Genomic DNA, 17,392 nt, shown 5'->3' with positions numbered 1-17,392 from the left:
ACTGCGTAAAGCTTAGCTTACTCTGCGCTGTCTTCAGCGGCTTCAGCAGCTTCTTCTGCTGCGTCTTCGGCAGGCTCTTCAGCTTTCGGTGAAGGGGCTGTCAGCTTGATCAAGCCTTCTGCAGCCAGAATTTTCGCCTTCTCTTCGCCATTAATAGCCTTCTTATTGGCATCCTTAACTGCGTAACGCTCATCACCACGCTTGTAAATGCTGTATTCGGCTGTCTTCTTAACCAGCTTCATCGCCATATCTTTTCTCCTTCGATACTCAGAAATCGCCACCGTGGCGACCTGTTCAATTCTGCCACTATAAGTGGGCCGAGGCGCAGTTTACAGGGAATCAGCAGCGGGGTTAAGTGTAAAACTGTTGCAGTTTGTTCCGCGGTTGCTATAATCGCGCGCTTCAAACGGGGAGGCTTGATCTCCCTGCTATATGTTGTGCCGGTGTGGTGAAATTGGTAGACACAGGGGATTCAAAATCCCCCGCCTTTAAAAGCGTGGCGGTTCGAGTCCGCCCACCGGTACCATCCCCTTCTGCTAGCTTATAAGCCAGCACCTAAAACTCCTAGAAACACCACAAGCACAGAGCCCTGCTGGGCTTTAGGAAGAGCAGCCCAAAGTGATGCTGCGCCTCTATGGCTCTGGAGCCACTTGCTCTTGGGCGGCATCTGGCTTCTTATTGCTGGCGACAAAAGAGATCAAGTCGCGGAAAAAACCAGTGTTGTTGCCCGAACTGGCACGGTCTCTGCGGCCACTTTGGAATAACCAGATACCGATAGCAACCAATACGATGCTCATCAATAAGGCCCAACCACCTAGAATGAGAGCAAGGATACCTGAGCCTAAAAAAATGTAATGGAAGTTGCCGTCGATACCGTCGCTGCGATAAGCATTGCGCGGCTCAGAGGCGGAATAAACAATCTTAATGGGGGCGCCGATTGTGGAGCGACTACTCGAACGGCCTGAGGACCTTAAGCTGTAATCCTCACCATCGACACGGTAACTATAGATGGCTGAATACATTGAGTCACCATCGGAGTCTCGAACGGGCACCACATCAACTATGCTCCCCGTAATGTGCACAGCATCTGGGTATTCCTTAGGCGCCATGAAAACACCAATAGCGGTAAAAACAGCGCCCACGATCAATGGAATAAAAGCAGCCATTAAGCCTCCACCTTTACTGCCACCTCGCACAACACCGAATAAACCTTCAGCTACCAAGGCGCCGCCCATTGCCATTTTAGCAGCACCACGCGCCCCCAGGTCCGAGGACCACTTGGTAGACAGGGCACTAAGAACAGAAGCGATCTTTCCCATGAACAGCCTCAGCACATGCAATTAATAGTATTTATCGTCACATGAGATAAGCAGCCAACACAGCCTAGGCCTGAATCTGCAATGTAGAGCATCTCTTAGTTAAGCATAACCCAGTTCCTCAAAGTAAGCAGCCAATAGGAGCCTGCGCACAGCGCAGTACAGGCTGCTAGCGGCCCCACTGGCTCAGGCCGCTAGATTTGGACTTCCCGAAAGGAGCTTAGCTAGGCCTAAGCGCGCCCTCGCTTGCCCAGCGTTCAACAAGCGCTCGAAGGTCCCCAGGCAGAGGAACCGTTTCCTGTTCAGGTGACACCGCCACTATCGTTATCGAGCCACGCGCCACAAGCAAGTCATCGCTTTCACGCCACATCTGGTACTCAAAGGCGAAAGACGAATTACCAATTCTGCCAATACTGAGCTCCATTCGAATCAGGTCATAGAGCTCTGCCGCAGCTAGATACTCACACTCGGTAGCCCGAGTAACCGTCCACCAACCTCGCTCTTTTTTTAGTGTGTCTTGCCGCAAGCCCTGCAAGTACATGAACTCCGATTGAAGCCCCTCCATTTTGGGGAACCAAGCGGCGAAATAAAGAATCCCTGCTGGGTCCGTATCAGCGTAACTAAGCCGGATATGCTGCACGTGAAGGATTGGCGATTTTGTCATTGCGTAACCCCCCAGCCACCATCTACAGGAAGGAAAACGCCGTTGATGTAAGCCGCCGAGGGCGACAGCAAAAAAAGCGCCGCGTTGGCAATATCTTCGGGACTTGCCATGCGCCGCAGGGGAATCCGCTCAAGTACTTGCTGCCCTATCTCGCTGTCAGCAAAAGTAGCTATACGCGGTGTTAAAGTCATGCCAGGACCAAGCGCATTGCTGCGAAACTCTGCCGAGCGATAGGCCGCAAGGTGCCGAACGTATCCAACCAGTGCCGCTTTAGATGCCGAGTACCAGCTATTGTCAGTACCGATAAGATTACCGGCCACCGAAGAGGTCAGCACCATCGCGGACTCAGCGTCGGGACGATGAGGTATCCAGGCCTCCGTCACCATCTGCATGCTGGTTACTGAGATGCGCAAGCCTTCGCTAAAATCCAATGGCAGGCTCGATGGCGGCCCTGCATTGTTGTGCAGCATGCGAATCGGTCCAAGAGCCCTTACTGTTGCCGCCATAGCTTCAAGTACGGCCTCTTGTTCAGACACATCAGCTACTTCAGCATGAGCAAGCACTCCCAGCTCGCGAACTTCTTCGACTAGCGTATCGAGAGGCTCTGCCTGTAGATCCCAAGCGGCAACATTTAAGCCTTGTCTTGCCGCCGCAAGCGCTGTGGCGCGACCAATGCCACTGGCCGCACCAGTGATGAGAATGCTATCGCCTGCTGTAAAGCCAAACTGCAAAGCCACCGGTTACTCCTTAAAAAAGAATTATTAAGTTAGATTTTAACTATAGAATTTTTGTGATCTCTAAGGCGCGTAGCTAATACGAAAGTGGCAAAGCTTGATAAGTGCTTTTTATTAGCTGCCTTACAATAAGAGCCATTGGAACTCCCTAAAAGAACACCGCGGCTCAGGCTAAGATTAGGCAGCTAAAAGTAGCGAATAAATGCTAAGCCAAAGCAGCGCTTATTTAGCTGCGACCTCCTCGTCACTGTCACTTGAATCGCGCTTATGCCGCCTCAGCTGCATCTCTTTCTCTGAGCTCAAACGACAGGCAGCCAGCTGCTTCAGGCGCATTTTTTTAATCGCTTCCAGAGGATTATCCCTAGCGCCTGCCGCTTGAGCTTGCTGATAAGCGGAGCGCTCATCGGCAGCAAGCTCCTGCCCTCGGCGCCGCTGTTCGCTATTTCCGCTCAACTTAATTTCCTTTTTTGGCATAGAGATAGGCCGTTCAATTGCAGCCTTAAGATAGTTTTTTAGTGCGCCGAACTAACTTGGCAGTGGAAGTCGCACGAGCAGACACTTCACCAGCGCCATTGATCAAGCTGCCTTCGAGAAAGGCGATGCTATTACCAAGCTTAATAACCTTGCCCCGAGCGCGCAGCGGACCAGCTAGTGTGGGCTCTAAGAAGCTAACTTTGATTTCCAGTGAGGGCAAAGCAACAATATCTCTGTCTACGATAAAGGCTGCGTGAGCCATAGCTGCATCCAGCATGACTGTGACATTGCCTCCCTGAACGACATTAATCGAGTGACAGTACTGTTCGGACACATCGAAGGCCATCTCACAGCTTTGTTCTTCGAGGTCAAAATCAACTAAGCGCCCATTAAGCACTTCCAGGCAGGGCGGAATCAATGTATTCAGTTGATCAATTTCATCTTGCTTACTCACTGCAGATCCTTAGCTAATTATATTAGGGCTTGGAATATTAACACCGGCCATTACAAAGCAACCAGCCTCGCTGCGCAAGGCTATTGCTCCAGCGAGGCCTGAGAGATAACTACTCGTTTTCCTGCCTCAGCCACAAGTCAATAGCCTCCTCACTGTGAACCTGCACAGTAAATTCAATCGGGCTACAGCACACTTGGCAATCTTCAATGTACTGCTGCTCGGCCATTGATGTATCAATCAATACCACTATGAGCTCAGCACAATAAGGGCAAGCCACTTTGCGCTCTGCTAGTCCCAACATAGGACAATCTCCCATTTGTTCATGCATTTGGTCATATTTGCTCATCTTCCACTGCACTTAGTCCCAGACGCTAGACTTGAAGGCACACAGTACTTTAGAGATGAATCATGCGCTTCACTACACTATGCTGCCTCTTATACTCACTGTCTATCACAGCAGTACTTGCCCAGGATGAGCAGCGTGTGCAGCGCTGCCAAAAGCTCAAAACAGAAATTGAAAACTACAGTGAAAAACGCCGAGCAGGCGGCTCTGTGTCACAAATGGATAGCTGGAATCGGGCTCGTCGAGAGAAGAAAAACGAGTGGCACAAACTAAAATGCCGCCACTTGAAAAGACAACTCAAGTAGCGGCATTTATCAGCCCATCACAGAGGTGATGGCGGTTCACTGCTTAGAATAGACTGAGCTCAAATTCTTCCAGCCATACGACGCAGTACGTAGTGCAGGATGCCACCGTTTTCGTAATAGGAAAACTCATTGGGCGTATCGATGCGTATCAATGCATCAAAACGGGTGGTGTTTCCGCCCTGTTTCACTGCGACAACCTCTGCCCATTCCTGACCGGGTTTCACGGCTTCGATACTAAAGGATTCTGTGCCATCTAAGCCGAGACTCTCAGCACTTTCATTCTCTTTGTACTGCAGCGGCAAAATACCCATACCGATTAGGTTGGAGCGGTGAATACGTTCGTAACTACGCGCAATCACAACGCGAACACCGAGCAGCGAGGGGCCTTTTGCTGCCCAGTCACGGGATGAGCCCGTGCCGTATTCTAGCCCTGCCAACACGACCAGAGGGATCCCCTGCTCGCGGTAAGCCACCGAGGCATCATAAATGGACTCTTGATTGCCATTGAGCAAGTTAGTCGTCCAGCTACCCTCAGTGCCCGGCGCCAACTGGTTTTTCATCCGCACGTTGGCAAAGGTACCGCGCATCATCACCTCGTGGTTACCTCGGCGCGAGCCGTAGGAGTTAAAGTCTTTGACTTCAACACCCTGCTCTTGCAGATATTTACCCGCCGGGCTATCAGCCGCAATCGCACCGGCTGGGGAAATGTGGTCAGTGGTGATACTGTCGCCAACCTTCACTAAGCAACGAGCATTTTGGATACCGCTAACGCCGGGCTTGGTATCGGCGATACCCTCGAAGAAGGTCGGCTTGCGTACATAGGTCGACTCGGGCCAAGGGTAGCGCTCGCCACCCTCAACGGGCAGTTTATTCCAGCTCTCGTTGCCGGTGTAGACATCGGAATAGCGCTCGCGGAACATTTCTGTATCCAGTGCACCGACTAGGATCTCGTTAATTTCTTTATTGTCAGGCCACAGGTCAGCCAGGAACACTGGCTTGCCATCAGCACTTTCTGCCATCGGCTCATTATAGAGGTCAATATCCATTCGCCCGGCAATCGCATAGGCCACTACCAAGGGCGGCGATGCGAGGTAATTCGCCCGCACGTCTTGGTGAATTCGGCCCTCGAAGTTACGGTTACCTGACAAGACTGAGGCCACCATGAGGTTGCCTTCGCGAATGGCATCGCTGATATCGTCGGGCAGTGGCCCAGAGTTACCAATACAGGTCGTGCAACCGTAGCCCACCAGATAAAAGCCCAGCGCCTCAAGGTCTTCCATTAAGCCAGTGCGCTCTAGATAGCCGGTAACAACTTTGGAACCCGGCGCCAAACTCGTTTTCACCCAAGGCTTGGAGACCAAGCCCAGTTCTCTTGCCTTACGAGCGACCAGGCCAGCAGCGATCAGCACCTCGGGGTTGGAGGTGTTGGTGCAACTGGTAATCGCCGCGATCACCACTGAACCGTGGCGCAAACTAAAGTTGCCCTCTGGACGCTCAATATGGATGCCGTTGACGGCTTCTAGGTGTTCATTCAGCTGACCGCCCTCATCTTCCCAGTCATCTTTTGTCTTAGTCACCACCGACAGCTCTTTGTACTCTCGCAAGACGCGGCTAAAGTTTTCCTTGCTATCAGTGAGCGCAATGCGGTCCTGGGGGCGCCGAGGCCCCGCCAGTGAAGGTACAACTGTGTCAAGTTGCAACTCCAGTGTCGCGCTATAACGGGCCGGCTTGGTGTCGTCATCGTGCCACAGCCCCATGGTCTTCATATAATCTTCTACTAAGGCCAACTGCTCCTCATCACGCCCGGTGAGCTTCAAGTACTCAATGGTCTGGGCGTCGACAGGGAAAATCCCACAGGTAGCTCCGTATTCTGGCGCCATGTTGGCAATGGTGGCCCGATCAGCCAGCGTCAGGTGCTTCAAGCCTGGGCCAAAGAACTCAACAAACTTGCCCACCACGCCGTGCTCACGCAACAGCTGAGTAACAGTCAGTACTAGGTCGGTAGCTGTCGCGCCTTCGGCCAAGCGGCCATCGAGACGCATGCCAACCACTTGGGGTATCAGCATGGTAACCGGTTGGCCGAGCATTGCGGCTTCGGCCTCGATGCCACCAACCCCCCAACCGAGCACACCAAGGCCGTTAATCATGGTGGTATGCGAATCCGTCCCAACTAAAGTATCCGGATAGGCTGTGGGTTTGCCATCCTGCTCGCCGGCAAATACACCGCGAGCCAAGTACTCCAAGTTAACTTGGTGGACAATACCTGTACCCGGTGGAACCACGCGGAAGTTGCTAAAGGTATCCTGTCCCCAACGCAAAAACTTGTAGCGCTCGAGGTTGCGCTGTAATTCGATATCTGTGTTTTTCTCCAGCGAGCCTTCCTTGCCAAAGTGATCCACCATCACTGAGTGGTCAATGACCAACTCCACCGGTGACAAGGGATTAATCTGCCCTGCTTCACCACCAAGCTCTACCATCGCGTCGCGCATCACTGCTAGGTCGACAATTGCCGGCACACCAGTAAAATCCTGCAACAGCACACGAGCCGGCACAAAGGCCACTTCCTGACTCGGCTCGGCCTTGGGGTCCCAATTGACTAGCGCCTCTACATCATCGTCGGTGACATACTGCTCCTTGCCGTGACGCAAAAGGTTCTCAAGCAGAAGTTTCAGCGAATAGGGCAAGCTCTCGACATCGCCGAGACTCGAAAGATGCTCTAGAGGATAAATTTGGTACTGCTTACCAGCTGTTTCCAGAGTCTGGGTTTTACTGTGACGAGTGCTCATTCGAACCTCCAGGCAATTTAAATAGAAAGACGATGCGAGCTTTGCTTACTCGCTTAATTATGTCTGACACTATAGCAGCTGTAGAAAACATCTTCCTAGTGATCTCAGCCCTTCCTATCGCAATAGACTATGCGAAAATGCGCTGTGGATTAACGGATATTTAATCGGAGATATAATAGATGACCCCCCTGCAACAGTTCACCATTGGCTTCCTAGGAGTCAGCTCAGTCGTTATCGCGCTGCTCATTGTAGGGCTTATCGGCGTGGTGCTTTGGATGTATGTGACGGATATCAGGCAAACTCGGCACAGTATTCGCCGCAATTATCCAGTGATCGGGCGTTTTCGTTACTTTTTTGAACACATGGGCGAATTTTTTCGTCAATACTTCTTCGCCTTAGACCGTGAAGAACTTCCTTTCAACCGAGCTCAACGTACATGGGTGTATCGCGCAGCCAAAAATGTCGACTCGACAGTCGCGTTTGGCTCGACCCAGCCCTTGAATACACCCGGCGACTTTCTGTTTCTCAATAGCCTGTTTCCGCCCCTAGAGGAAGAGGTCGGCGTACGCAGCCACATTAGCTTTGGCGATGGCTTTGCCCGCACCCCCTACTCAAGTAGTTCATTCTTCAACATCTCGGCTATGAGCTATGGAGCGCTATCAGCCCCGGCCGTCAGTGCTCTATCACGTGGCGCAAGAAAAGCGGGCATCTGGCTTAACACCGGTGAAGGCGGGATCTCGCCCTTTCATTATGAGGGCGGCTGCGACATCGTTTTTCAGATTGGCACAGCTAAGTACGGTGTCCGTGATGCTCAGGGCCGGCTAAGCGATGAGCGGCTGCGCGAAATCGCTAGTCACGAGCAAGTTCGAATGTTTGAAATTAAACTCTCCCAAGGCGCCAAACCTGGTAAGGGCGGAATCCTGCCTGGCAACAAGGTGACCGATGTCATTGCCTCAACCCGAGGCATTCCCGCTGGTGAAGACTCCATCAGCCCCAATCGGCACCGCGAGATTCACAACATCAACGACCTGTTGCACATGATTCACCATGTGCGCGAGGTCAGTGGCAAGCCGGTCGGCATTAAGGCCGCAATCGGCCAAATCGCATGGCTGGATGAGTTTTGCCAGCGCATCCACGAGCTGGGCCTAGAGTACGCCCCGGACTTCTTTACTATCGATAGCGCTGATGGCGGTTCTGGCGCCGCACCGCAAAGCCTTATCGACCTGATGGGGCTGCCAGTGAGGCGCAGTCTGCCCTTGGTGGTAGATAAATTAATCGAGTACGGTTTGCGCGAGCGCATTCGAGTGATTTGCTCTGGAAAAATGATCAACCCCTCAGGGGTCGCTGCAGCGCTTTGTCTGGGCGCCGACTGTGTTAACTCAGCCCGCGGCTTTATGTTTGCTCTCGGTTGCATACAGGCCTTGCAATGTAATAAGAACACCTGCCCCACAGGTGTAACCACCCACGACCCTGACTTGCAGCAAGGGCTCGACCCGACCGACAAAGCAGAGCGAGTCGCTAACTACGCGAAAAACCTGATGCACGAAGTGGAGATAATTGCCCATTCCTGCGGCGTCGCCGAACCGCGCTTACTCAATCGCAGTCACGCCCAAATCATTAGCGAGCAGGGGCTACCTGAACCTCTCAGCAACCTTTACCCAGACAAAGAAACACAGTCACAGTATCGGCATTAAAGAAACGACAGCCGCCAAATGCTTCGCCTTCAATCAGGCGCAGTACTTGGCGGCATTTGATTGACCTTAAAAATTCGCCGATAAGACTGAACTTGTCAGGCCAGCATCCGCTTGCAACTCTGCACCTAGTGCTAGGGTTTCATTTAGTAGCGCTTGCAAATCACTCCATCTAGTGCGGTGATTGGTAATGGCTACCCGGATAACAGTTCGCCCATCTAATACTGTGGAGGACGGCGCCGCTATCCCGCGACATTGCAACTCAATCACTATACGTCGATTTAAGTCGTTTAAGGCTTCTTCCGACAGGAACTGCGGCGCGTAGCGGAAACACACAATATTGAGCGAGACCGGGGCCAATAATTGCAGCTCCGGCTGCTCAGTAACAGCCTCGGCCAGCTTGCTTGCTTGCAAGCAGTTGCGATAGATCGCACGTCCAAGACGCTCGGTGCCCATCTCGCGCAATTGAAACCACACTGCCAAGGCTGAGAACCCGCGGGATAGCTCCACACCAAAATCTGTGGGCCAAGGCGCACCGCCACTCATCCCTACACGCTCGCCCTGGGACTCAGCCTTAAGATAGGCTTGCGAGGTGGCAAATGTGGCTCGATGCTGCTCCCCATCTGCCACTAGTAAACAGCCGGCAGCGTAGCCCACATGCATCCACTTATGAAAATCAAAGGCAATCGAGTCGGCCTCTTCAATCCCCGCGATACGCGGGCGCAAGGACTCTGACAATATGCTCAGAGCACCAAAAGCGCCATCTACATGATGCCAAACACCATACTTTCGGCACAGGCGGTTGATCGCTTGCAGGTCATCGATGGCACCAGAATTAACACTGCCGACGCAAGATACAACAACAAAAGGCTCTAGGCCCTCGGCAATATCAGCCTGTAGCTGGGCCTCTAGGGCATTCACATCCATGCTGTAGTTAGATGCCACCGGTACAGCACAAAGCGCCTCCGTGCCTAAGCCCATGAGCTCTAGTGCTTTACTGACGGAAACATGCACTTGACCAGAGGCGTAGGCGCGCAAACCCGGCATCGCAGCATTCCCTGCACTGCGCAGCACTTGGCCAACTTTCTTGTGCCGAGCAACAGACAGGCCCAATAGCGTCGCCGTCGAAGTACCAGTACAGATCACCCCACTGGCCCCTTCAGGAAGGGCAAACAACTCTACCAACCAGCGAATGACCTGCCGCTCAACATAGATAGGAGCGTGCTCGCGGCCACCCATATTGGCATTGATAGCGGCCATCATCATTTGCGCTACCAGCCCACTGGGGGTTCCGCTGCCGTGCACCCAGCCCCAAAACCTCGGATGGGTATTGCCCAGGGTATAAGGCATGATCTTCTTCTGCACATCGCTCACCAGCGAATCGAGCGGCGCGCCTTTGCGGGGCAGCGGCTGATCCAGCGCTGTGACAGAGCTTGGCAGCTCCTGCCATACAGCGCCCTGCTGACGCTGTTCAATGAACTCTAGCGCCGTATCAAGTGCGGCGTGAGCTTGTGCACGAAAATCAGCCCAGTCCTCAGGATCCAGCAGTGAAGGTGCATCCAGATCCAGCAAAGTATTGCTCATATGTATAGACCCAAGGCTCTTACTGCCCCTGCTCTTCACGCTTAGCTCGCTGAATATTCTGCAAGCTCTGGCGATAGGCTTCAGTCACTTTCTCTACGCCTGATTCATTAAGCCCGCCAGCATTTCCGGCCACGGTGTAGGTTGTGTAAACACCTGAAGCTGTCATCAGTGCCGCAGAAATAACCCGCGTTGACACTCCTTCATTCTTCAGCGTGTTGGCAACATCAATAAAGCGCTGCATGCACTGCTGATGTTGCTCTTGCTCAGATTGTTGATCAGACATCATTAGACTCCATTTAGATTGAATGGCCGAAATTCTAACACCTTCGGGTATCGCTTGTTGACTGCAAAGCAGCCCCATCAGTGAGGAAGAAAGCTTAAAAGCACTCGCTTTTGCAGTTTTCTGGCACTAATCAATTGGCTTAACGCTGGGTGCGTTTGCGCCGTTTGCCCTTCAGTGATTTTTTAAAGCGTTGCTTGTTGTCATAGTAATGAAAAGGTATTCGCCATAAAGAAGAGAGCTTTCTTCCCAAGGATTTTTCGTAGGCCGCCAAAAACAGTTCGCGGTCTGCCCAGTTCAACTTATAGGCAATGCGAATTAAATCTTGGAAGCGATGACGATCGCGCAAGCGAGAGCCGGCCCCTTCCCATATCCTGGCCCTACCAATGTCAATTAACCAAGCTTGCGGATAGCCATCTTTATCCTGCAGTAACAAATTACCTGCGGACAAATCTCTGTGCAGTATCTGCATATTGTGCATATTACAAACAAAGTCGGCGATTAAGCTCAGCCAGCTTGCCTTATTGAGTCCGCGAAACTGCTCAGCCCCCTCCCGGAAGGCGGCATACACTTCGCGCACTGAGTAAGCCTCGGGCAAAAACTCACAGAGGTACCAGGAGTCACGATTTCCTGGGCTGTCGTGCCGCTCAAAGTAAGCCAGTGGCGTCGGCGTACGCACACCGCGATGCAACATCAAGCAGGCATTATTCCAATGCCGGCGGCCTTTGCTAGGCCGAAAGCGATAAGTCAGTTTCTTCAGTCCAGCTACTCGATTGAGCTTGACGGTCACTTCTTGGCATAGGCCACGCGGATCCGCAATGTTCCACAGACGGTTGCGCACATCCCGCAATACGCGCAATTCCGGCGCCTGAATAATGCGCTCCGGCACCAGCCTTTCAGCCAAACTCAAATCAGTCGCTTGAGTATCGCTGCGCAGGGTCAAAGCACCGCGCCACTGCAAGTCCTGCCAATAGATGGACTGCAGCTCCGGCGTACTTAAGTGTCGACACTGCAAGAACTTCGCTTCGTTTTGCTCCTGCCACTGCAGGGCCACTGGGCGCTCATCGAAACTGATAAATATCGGGTGCTCAGTCACCGTCAACGGCGGCGCTATGCTTTGCCCTGTGGCGTCTTCAAAGCTTGCCCGCTGCAGATCTTCCGCTTGGAACAAAGCAGCCAGAGGCAAGGCACGACTATCGCGACACCATGCGACATAACGACTGTTCAGGCTGTTGGACAAATCATCCAGGCGAAAGAGACTAAGGCCAGCGGGGTTGTGGTGTACGGCAATTAGCTGAGCGTTTTGCAGGCGCCTTACACTGTGCGCCAAAGCATCGAATGCTGGTGTTTTTGAAAAATCCTCGAGCTGCCCACGAACCCGCTGATAAAAGCTTACCTGGTCTATTTCTGGGTAATCCCTACATTGGTCATCCACCAAGCCATCGCGATTACAAATCAAAGGCCCCCAGTACACCCGCTGCAAGGCACCACTGGAAAGCCCCAGCACCAAGTAGCGCAACAAATAGTCGACCCGTTTGATATCTGGCCAAGCACCGCGACGTGAAAGCCGTTTGATAGTCCAGCAGGTATAACTACTGACAAGGAATGGGCTGCCGCGGTCTGCACCGATCTGCTGTAGTACCCGAGCCTTCTTGATTAAGTTTAATTTAGTTAAACCGCGCATAGCGCGGCCCATCGCGCGGTGGTCTAGCGCCTCTGGCTCCATCACCCGCTCGACAAAAAGATTGTCCGTATGCAAACTCGGGATACTGCCAAGACGCTTGAACATGCCCAAGTAAGCGGCGTTGTACAGCGGCTCAAAATCGGACACATTGGGGCCAGCTAAGCAAAGTTGATAAGTAGCGGCCTCTTCAGCAGCTATTTGCCAAGCCACCACAAAAGCACGGGACGAAAACCCCGACCAGCGGCCCCGATTCGGCGTATTGCCAATTTCAAAATGGGCTATTCGGCCAGCATATTTCGTGAAGGTTGCGCGTAGAAAATCACGCCAGCGCTGTGCCTCAGCTGGGTCTTCGAGTAGTTTCTGAGCGGCGCTAAGTGGCGGAAACACACTGAGTAGCACTTGGTAGTCTTCTGCTAACAAGCGCTCTAGAAACTCCTCTGCACGCGCTTCCTGAGCACAGTAGCTGAAATCGAGCCGCACATGACGCACACCGAGCTCGCTCAGAGCTGCTAATGTGTAGTCATCAACAGCCTCAGATTCTCCGGGGGCGACATTCACGCCAAAGCAGTCGCTAGAAAGGGTGACACTGGGCAAAGGCTGATTAGAAAGTGATAACCAGCGGGGTATTTGGAGAATGGCGCGGCCAAGCTCCAGAACGGTTAGGGGGTAGCCGTAGAAGGGATGGAGATACTTGTTCAAGGGATGCTCAGTGGCGCTGCTTGGGAATTTTCGGCGAGTGTACCATCCAAGAGCTGCTCTCGTCAGTCCTTAGCCCCAGCCAATCCAGCGCCAATTGTATTGTTGCCGCAGTGGCACAGGGCCTGAGCTGACAACAAGCCGCCCTAAGAACTGAGTAAAACTCGCTTTATTGATGTCTCTACTGCTCGAGTTTGTCTAGCGCACAAGCAGACAAACCCGAGTAAGTGCAGCGCTATAAGCGCTCGATAATAATCGCTGGGGCCATACCACCGGCGGCGCACATAGTAATCAGCCCCCGCTGCAAGTCGCGGCGCTCCAACTCATCCAGCATGGTACCGATTAGAATAGAGCCGGTAGCACCAATGGGATGACCGAGTGCCATCGCTCCACCATTCACATTGACCTTATCGCGATCCAGCTTTAAGTCACGAATGAACTTCTCTGCCACGACGGCGAAGGCCTCATTAATTTCAAACAAATCAATGTCCGCCACAGTCAAGCCAGCCTTTGCTAAGACCTTGCGGGCAGCCGGCACTGGCGCATTCAGCATCAGGGTCGGAGAATCGCCCATATTGGCCATTGCCACTACTCGTGCTCGAGGCTTCCAGCCCTGAGATCGAGCATAACTTGGGGATGCCAATAAAAGTGCTGCAGCGCCATCTACCACACCGGAAGAGTTACCGGCATGGTGAACGTGCTCGATCTGCAAGTCGGGGTACTTCATCTGCACTAATTTGCGGTAGGTCGTACCCTCTTCGTCGAGAGGGTAGTCCGCCACTGGGGCAAAAGAGGCTTTTAGCTGCGACAGGCCCTCAAGGGTAGTTTCCGGTCGCGGAAACTCCTCCTGATCAAGTGCCAAACTGCCATCGGAGTGGTAGACCGGCACCAGAGACTTAGCAAAGTGACCATTGCGTATAGCATGATCCGCGCGCTGCTGTGATAGCAGAGCGAGTTCATCTAAGGCTTGGCGATCAATGCCTTCTAGGCTGGCAATAGCATCGGCACAAACACCCTGATGCGGCTGTGGATGGATAGCACGCAGTGCTAGATTACCGTTATCGAGGAACATGGATGGCTGACTGCCGTCTTGCCCGTAGTGCGACATCATCTCGGTGCCACCGGCAATCACCAGATCTTCCATACCCGACATCAGAGTTGCTGCCGCTAGATTGACGGCGGTGATGCCTGAGCCACAAAAGCGATCTAGGGTGACCCCCGAAGAGCGCACATCATAGCCAGCGCTCAAGGCCGCCATGCGGCCCAAGTCACCTGACTGGTCGCCGCGCTGGGAACTGGTTCCCCAAATAATGTCATCCACCGCCGCCGTATCAATACTGTTTCGCTCGGCGATGGCTTTCAAAACAGTAGCCCCCAATTGCTGCGGGTGAAATGAGGCCAGGGCCCCCTTTCCTGCTTTACCAATACCTCTCGGGCTGCGACAGGCATCTATGATCCAAGCTTCACTCATACTACTTCCTTCCTATTATCGTTGTATTCGGAGCAGAGATATTACAATGAACTCTAGGCAATCGCACAACAGCCGAGACCGGCACTGTGCAAATGTAAAACAAGCACTAAAGCATGGCCTAAGTTTTTATTTAGCCGAGCACTTTATATGAAGGGTCAGTGCTATCACGCTGCGACACATCACTGACATAGCCTCGCCGTAATGGCTGCACTGTTTGCATATCAAGCACATGCTCGCGGTGATCTATCGCCCAGCGCCCCTCACGACGGGACCACATATCCAAGTAGCGACCTCGACCAATAATTTCTTGCTGCTCACCCTGCTCATCGGGATTGGTCCAAAGCGCAACGGTGACGTAGGTTTCGCTGCATGCGGTATCGCCATCTAAGTCAATCACCGATTGAGCAATTTGATGGGAGTGGCGCTCCATTTCAGCATGTGCTTCCCAAACCCAATCAACAAAACCGCGGCCACTACCCTGAAAAATATCATAGTAATTTGCGGTGCCACCCTCGTGCCAAACTGCATAAGCCATGGCTTTATCCATGCGATCTAAACCGCGACAGTAACGCGCCAGTACTTGGCGGATTGCTGCTTCATCCGCTAATGCAGATCGTATTACTTGCTCTGACATATTAACTTCAACTCCATAGATGTTATTGTGTAAGAAAGGCCCCATAGCTGCAGCCCTTAGTTTTATAGGCATCTAGTATCAGCACCCACTGAGCCAAAGCAAGCTTTTCTAAAGCTGAACCCTCGCTTCAAAGCTCAGGACAAGGTCATTTAGCATCAATACGAGCCCTCAGCATAATAAATTTGGAAGACAGACGCTTCAGCTCTATGCTGTCATGCATCGCATTGACTCAGCCACTTGGAGCCCCCATGTTCAGTTTCAGTGAAGCATCCCAACAATACCAAAATAGCTTGTCAGAGTTCTTTGATCAGCACATCTACCCCAACGAAGAACACTACGCACGACAACTACAACAATCACCCTCTCGCTTTGCTGCTATACCGCTGATCGATGAGCTAAAGGCAAAGGCAAAAGATGCGGGACTCTGGAACTTGTTTATTCCTCCCTCGCTTGCCGAGTTTTGTGATCACCAAGGTTTATCCAATCTTGACTATGCGCCACTGGCTGAACTGATGGGCCGCGTGCTGTGGAGCCCCGAGGTCTTCAATTGCAATGCGCCCGACACCGGCAACATGGAAGTTTTCATGAAGTACGCAACACCTGCACAGCAAGAGCGCTGGCTCAAGCCTCTGCTAGCAGGTGATATTCGCTCCTCCTATGCAATGACTGAACCACAGGTCGCCTCTAGCGATGCCACCAACATTGAACTGCGCATCGAACAAGACGGTGATGAGTGGGTTTTAAACGGCCGTAAATGGTTCATTACCGGGGCCATGTACGAGCGCTGCGCTATTTTTATCGTGATGGGAAAATCTGACCCCCATAACAGCAACCGTCATAAGCAGCAGTCTCAAGTTCTGGTCCCTCGAGACACGCCCGGCTTAAGCATAGTGCGCCCACTTACCACATTAGGCTATGACGATGCCCCTATCGGCCACGCAGAATTGCTCTTCGACAATGTCCGCGTTCCCTTAGAGAATATTTTATTAGGACCTGGCCGGGGATTTGAAATTGCCCAGGGGCGTCTCGGCCCTGGCCGTATTCACCACTGCATGCGCCTGATTGGCGCTGCCCAGCGCTCGCTGGAACTGGCCTGTCAGCGTGTGACATCGCGCAGCACTTTTGGTCGCGAACTCAGCCAACACCAGTCGGTACGTGAAGACATTGCCAAAAGCTTCGCCGAAATTGAGATGGCTCGTTTGCTAGTTCTTAAAACCTGCAAACGCATGGATGAAGTGGGCCCTAAGGCTGCCATGGACCTTATCGCTGCCAGTAAAATATCCGTGCCCTTAATGGCCCAGACCATTATCGACCGATGCATGCAAATGCACGGCGCCGGAGGGTTAACCGAGGACTACTGTATGGCAGAGGCCTTCAACTATGCTCGCTGGTGCCGGCAAGCCGATGGCCCAGATCAAGTACATCAAATGGCCCTTGGTAAACAAGTCATCAAACGCTACAGCGCTTAAAGATCAATACCAGAGTTAGAGGAGGCAAAGTATGAGTGTAATGGCACAGTTCTCGCTAACAGGGCGCATAGCCCTGGTGACTGGCGCATCAAGCGGTATTGGTTATACCGTAGCAAAAGGCTTGGCAGAGGCTGGGGCCTCCGTCGTGGTGGCTGCTCGCCGTGTGGAACGACTTGAGTCACTGGTGAGAGAGATTGAAGACAAAGGCGGCAAAGCTTTAGCCGTCACCATGGATGTCACTGACAAAGCGAGTATTGAAGCAGCTTTTAATCAGGCCGAGGTAGCCCTCGGCACTGTCGATGTGATTATCAATAACGCTGGCGTGGCCGACCCCAAACACTTCTTGAAGATTGATGATGACTCGCTGGACTTTGTCATGGACACCAATTTCAAAGGTGTCTGGCATGTAGCGCAAGAAGCTTCCCGTCGGCTGCTTGCCGCCCAGCTACCTGGCAGCATAATCAATATTGCCTCAGTACTTGGTCTAGCCGCTCACCCTGGGCAGACCAGCTACTGCAGCTCCAAAGCCGCAGTTATTCAGCTCACTAAAAGTCTTTCGCTGGACTTGGTGCGTCACAACATACGCGTCAATGCCATTGCACCTGGCTGGTTTAAAACCGAAATTAACAGTGACTATTTCGATTCACCCGCCGGTCAAGCTTACATTGAACAAATGCCTGCGCAACGTCTAGGGCAGTTGGAGGAGTTGCTGGGGCCCATTATATTGCTGGCCAGCGAAGCGGGCTCCTTTGTCAACGGCACAGTACTGCCCGTAGACGGAGCCCATTTAGCAAGAATGGTCTAGGC

General features: G+C 52.7%; 16 protein-coding genes and 1 tRNA gene. 4 read left to right on the top strand and 13 right to left on the bottom strand.

The window, feature by feature from the left end; all coding sequences use genetic code 11:
• Positions 1-17: 17 nt before the first annotated feature.
• Entirely contained in the window at positions 18-248 is a 231-nt protein-coding gene (locus tag H2508_RS11515; RefSeq protein ID WP_328799362.1) for a hypothetical protein, read from the bottom strand.
• A gap of 191 nt (positions 249-439) precedes the next feature.
• On the opposite strand from H2508_RS11515, the gene H2508_RS11510 reads away from it, so the two are divergent.
• A tRNA-Leu gene (locus H2508_RS11510) sits at positions 440-526 on the top strand.
• A gap of 106 nt (positions 527-632) precedes the next feature.
• Here H2508_RS11510 and H2508_RS11505 read toward each other — a convergent pair.
• The 7 genes from H2508_RS11505 to acnA all read right to left on the bottom strand — a co-directional run bounded on the left by H2508_RS11505 (position 633) and on the right by acnA (position 7,076).
• A complete protein-coding gene (locus H2508_RS11505; protein ID WP_182173662.1) occupies positions 633-1,319 on the bottom strand; it encodes a DUF3592 domain-containing protein in 687 nt (228 codons plus the stop codon).
• A gap of 217 nt (positions 1,320-1,536) precedes the next feature.
• A complete protein-coding gene (locus H2508_RS11500) occupies positions 1,537-1,980 on the bottom strand; it encodes an acyl-CoA thioesterase (protein ID WP_182173659.1) in 444 nt (147 codons plus the stop codon).
• Positions 1,977-2,717 (bottom strand): SDR family NAD(P)-dependent oxidoreductase, encoded by a 741-nt coding sequence (locus tag H2508_RS11495; RefSeq protein WP_182173656.1) that lies wholly within the window; start codon positions 2,715-2,717, stop codon positions 1,977-1,979. The genes H2508_RS11500 and H2508_RS11495 overlap by 4 nt, the downstream gene beginning before the upstream one ends.
• Before the next feature lie 219 nt (positions 2,718-2,936).
• Complete coding sequence (locus H2508_RS11490; RefSeq protein WP_182173653.1) at positions 2,937-3,167, bottom strand: hypothetical protein; 231 nt, start codon at positions 3,165-3,167, stop codon at positions 2,937-2,939.
• A 46-nt stretch (positions 3,168-3,213) separates the two neighbouring features.
• On the bottom strand, positions 3,214-3,642 hold the full coding sequence (locus tag H2508_RS11485) for a PaaI family thioesterase (RefSeq protein WP_182173650.1): 429 nt from the start codon (positions 3,640-3,642) through the stop codon (positions 3,214-3,216).
• Positions 3,643-3,751: 109 nt separating this feature from the next.
• Positions 3,752-3,988, bottom strand: coding sequence for a CPXCG motif-containing cysteine-rich protein (locus tag H2508_RS11480; protein WP_408014941.1), 237 nt, complete (start codon positions 3,986-3,988; stop codon positions 3,752-3,754).
• A gap of 361 nt (positions 3,989-4,349) precedes the next feature.
• Positions 4,350-7,076: an aconitate hydratase AcnA gene (gene acnA / locus H2508_RS11475; protein ID WP_182173647.1), complete on the bottom strand. Its 2,727-nt coding sequence runs from the start codon at positions 7,074-7,076 to the stop codon at positions 4,350-4,352.
• Between the two features lie 179 nt (positions 7,077-7,255).
• On the opposite strand from acnA, the gene H2508_RS11470 reads away from it, so the two are divergent.
• Positions 7,256-8,770 carry an FMN-binding glutamate synthase family protein gene (locus H2508_RS11470; RefSeq protein WP_182173644.1) on the top strand — a complete coding sequence of 505 codons (1,515 nt, stop codon included), beginning with the start codon at positions 7,256-7,258 and terminating at the stop codon, positions 8,768-8,770.
• A gap of 66 nt (positions 8,771-8,836) precedes the next feature.
• Here the strand turns inward: H2508_RS11470 and H2508_RS11465 are convergent, their stop codons facing one another.
• From H2508_RS11465 to H2508_RS11445, 5 genes are all read right to left on the bottom strand, one after another.
• Positions 8,837-10,351 (bottom strand): pyridoxal phosphate-dependent decarboxylase family protein, encoded by a 1,515-nt coding sequence (locus tag H2508_RS11465; RefSeq protein ID WP_182173641.1) that lies wholly within the window; start codon positions 10,349-10,351, stop codon positions 8,837-8,839.
• 19 nt (positions 10,352-10,370) lie between these two features.
• Positions 10,371-10,634 (bottom strand): DUF3144 domain-containing protein, encoded by a 264-nt coding sequence (locus tag H2508_RS11460; RefSeq protein ID WP_235965302.1) that lies wholly within the window; start codon positions 10,632-10,634, stop codon positions 10,371-10,373.
• Positions 10,635-10,773: 139 nt separating this feature from the next.
• Complete coding sequence (locus H2508_RS11455) at positions 10,774-13,014, bottom strand: lipopolysaccharide kinase InaA family protein (protein WP_182173638.1); 2,241 nt, start codon at positions 13,012-13,014, stop codon at positions 10,774-10,776.
• A 232-nt stretch (positions 13,015-13,246) separates the two neighbouring features.
• A complete protein-coding gene (locus H2508_RS11450; RefSeq protein WP_182173635.1) occupies positions 13,247-14,482 on the bottom strand; it encodes an acetyl-CoA C-acetyltransferase in 1,236 nt (411 codons plus the stop codon).
• A 130-nt stretch (positions 14,483-14,612) separates the two neighbouring features.
• Positions 14,613-15,116, bottom strand: coding sequence for a nuclear transport factor 2 family protein (locus H2508_RS11445; protein WP_182173632.1), 504 nt, complete (start codon positions 15,114-15,116; stop codon positions 14,613-14,615).
• Positions 15,117-15,364: 248 nt separating this feature from the next.
• Between H2508_RS11445 and H2508_RS11440 the strand changes: the two genes are divergently transcribed.
• Complete coding sequence (locus H2508_RS11440; RefSeq protein ID WP_182173629.1) at positions 15,365-16,585, top strand: acyl-CoA dehydrogenase family protein; 1,221 nt, start codon at positions 15,365-15,367, stop codon at positions 16,583-16,585.
• Between the two features lie 31 nt (positions 16,586-16,616).
• On the top strand, positions 16,617-17,390 hold the full coding sequence (locus H2508_RS11435; protein WP_182173626.1) for an SDR family NAD(P)-dependent oxidoreductase: 774 nt from the start codon (positions 16,617-16,619) through the stop codon (positions 17,388-17,390).
• Positions 17,391-17,392: the final 2 nt, after the last annotated feature.

Source organism: Sediminihaliea albiluteola (assembly GCF_014077625.1).
Classification (GTDB): domain Bacteria; phylum Pseudomonadota; class Gammaproteobacteria; order Pseudomonadales; family Halieaceae; genus Sediminihaliea; species Sediminihaliea albiluteola.
This window is presented reverse-complemented; position numbering and strand designations above follow the sequence as displayed.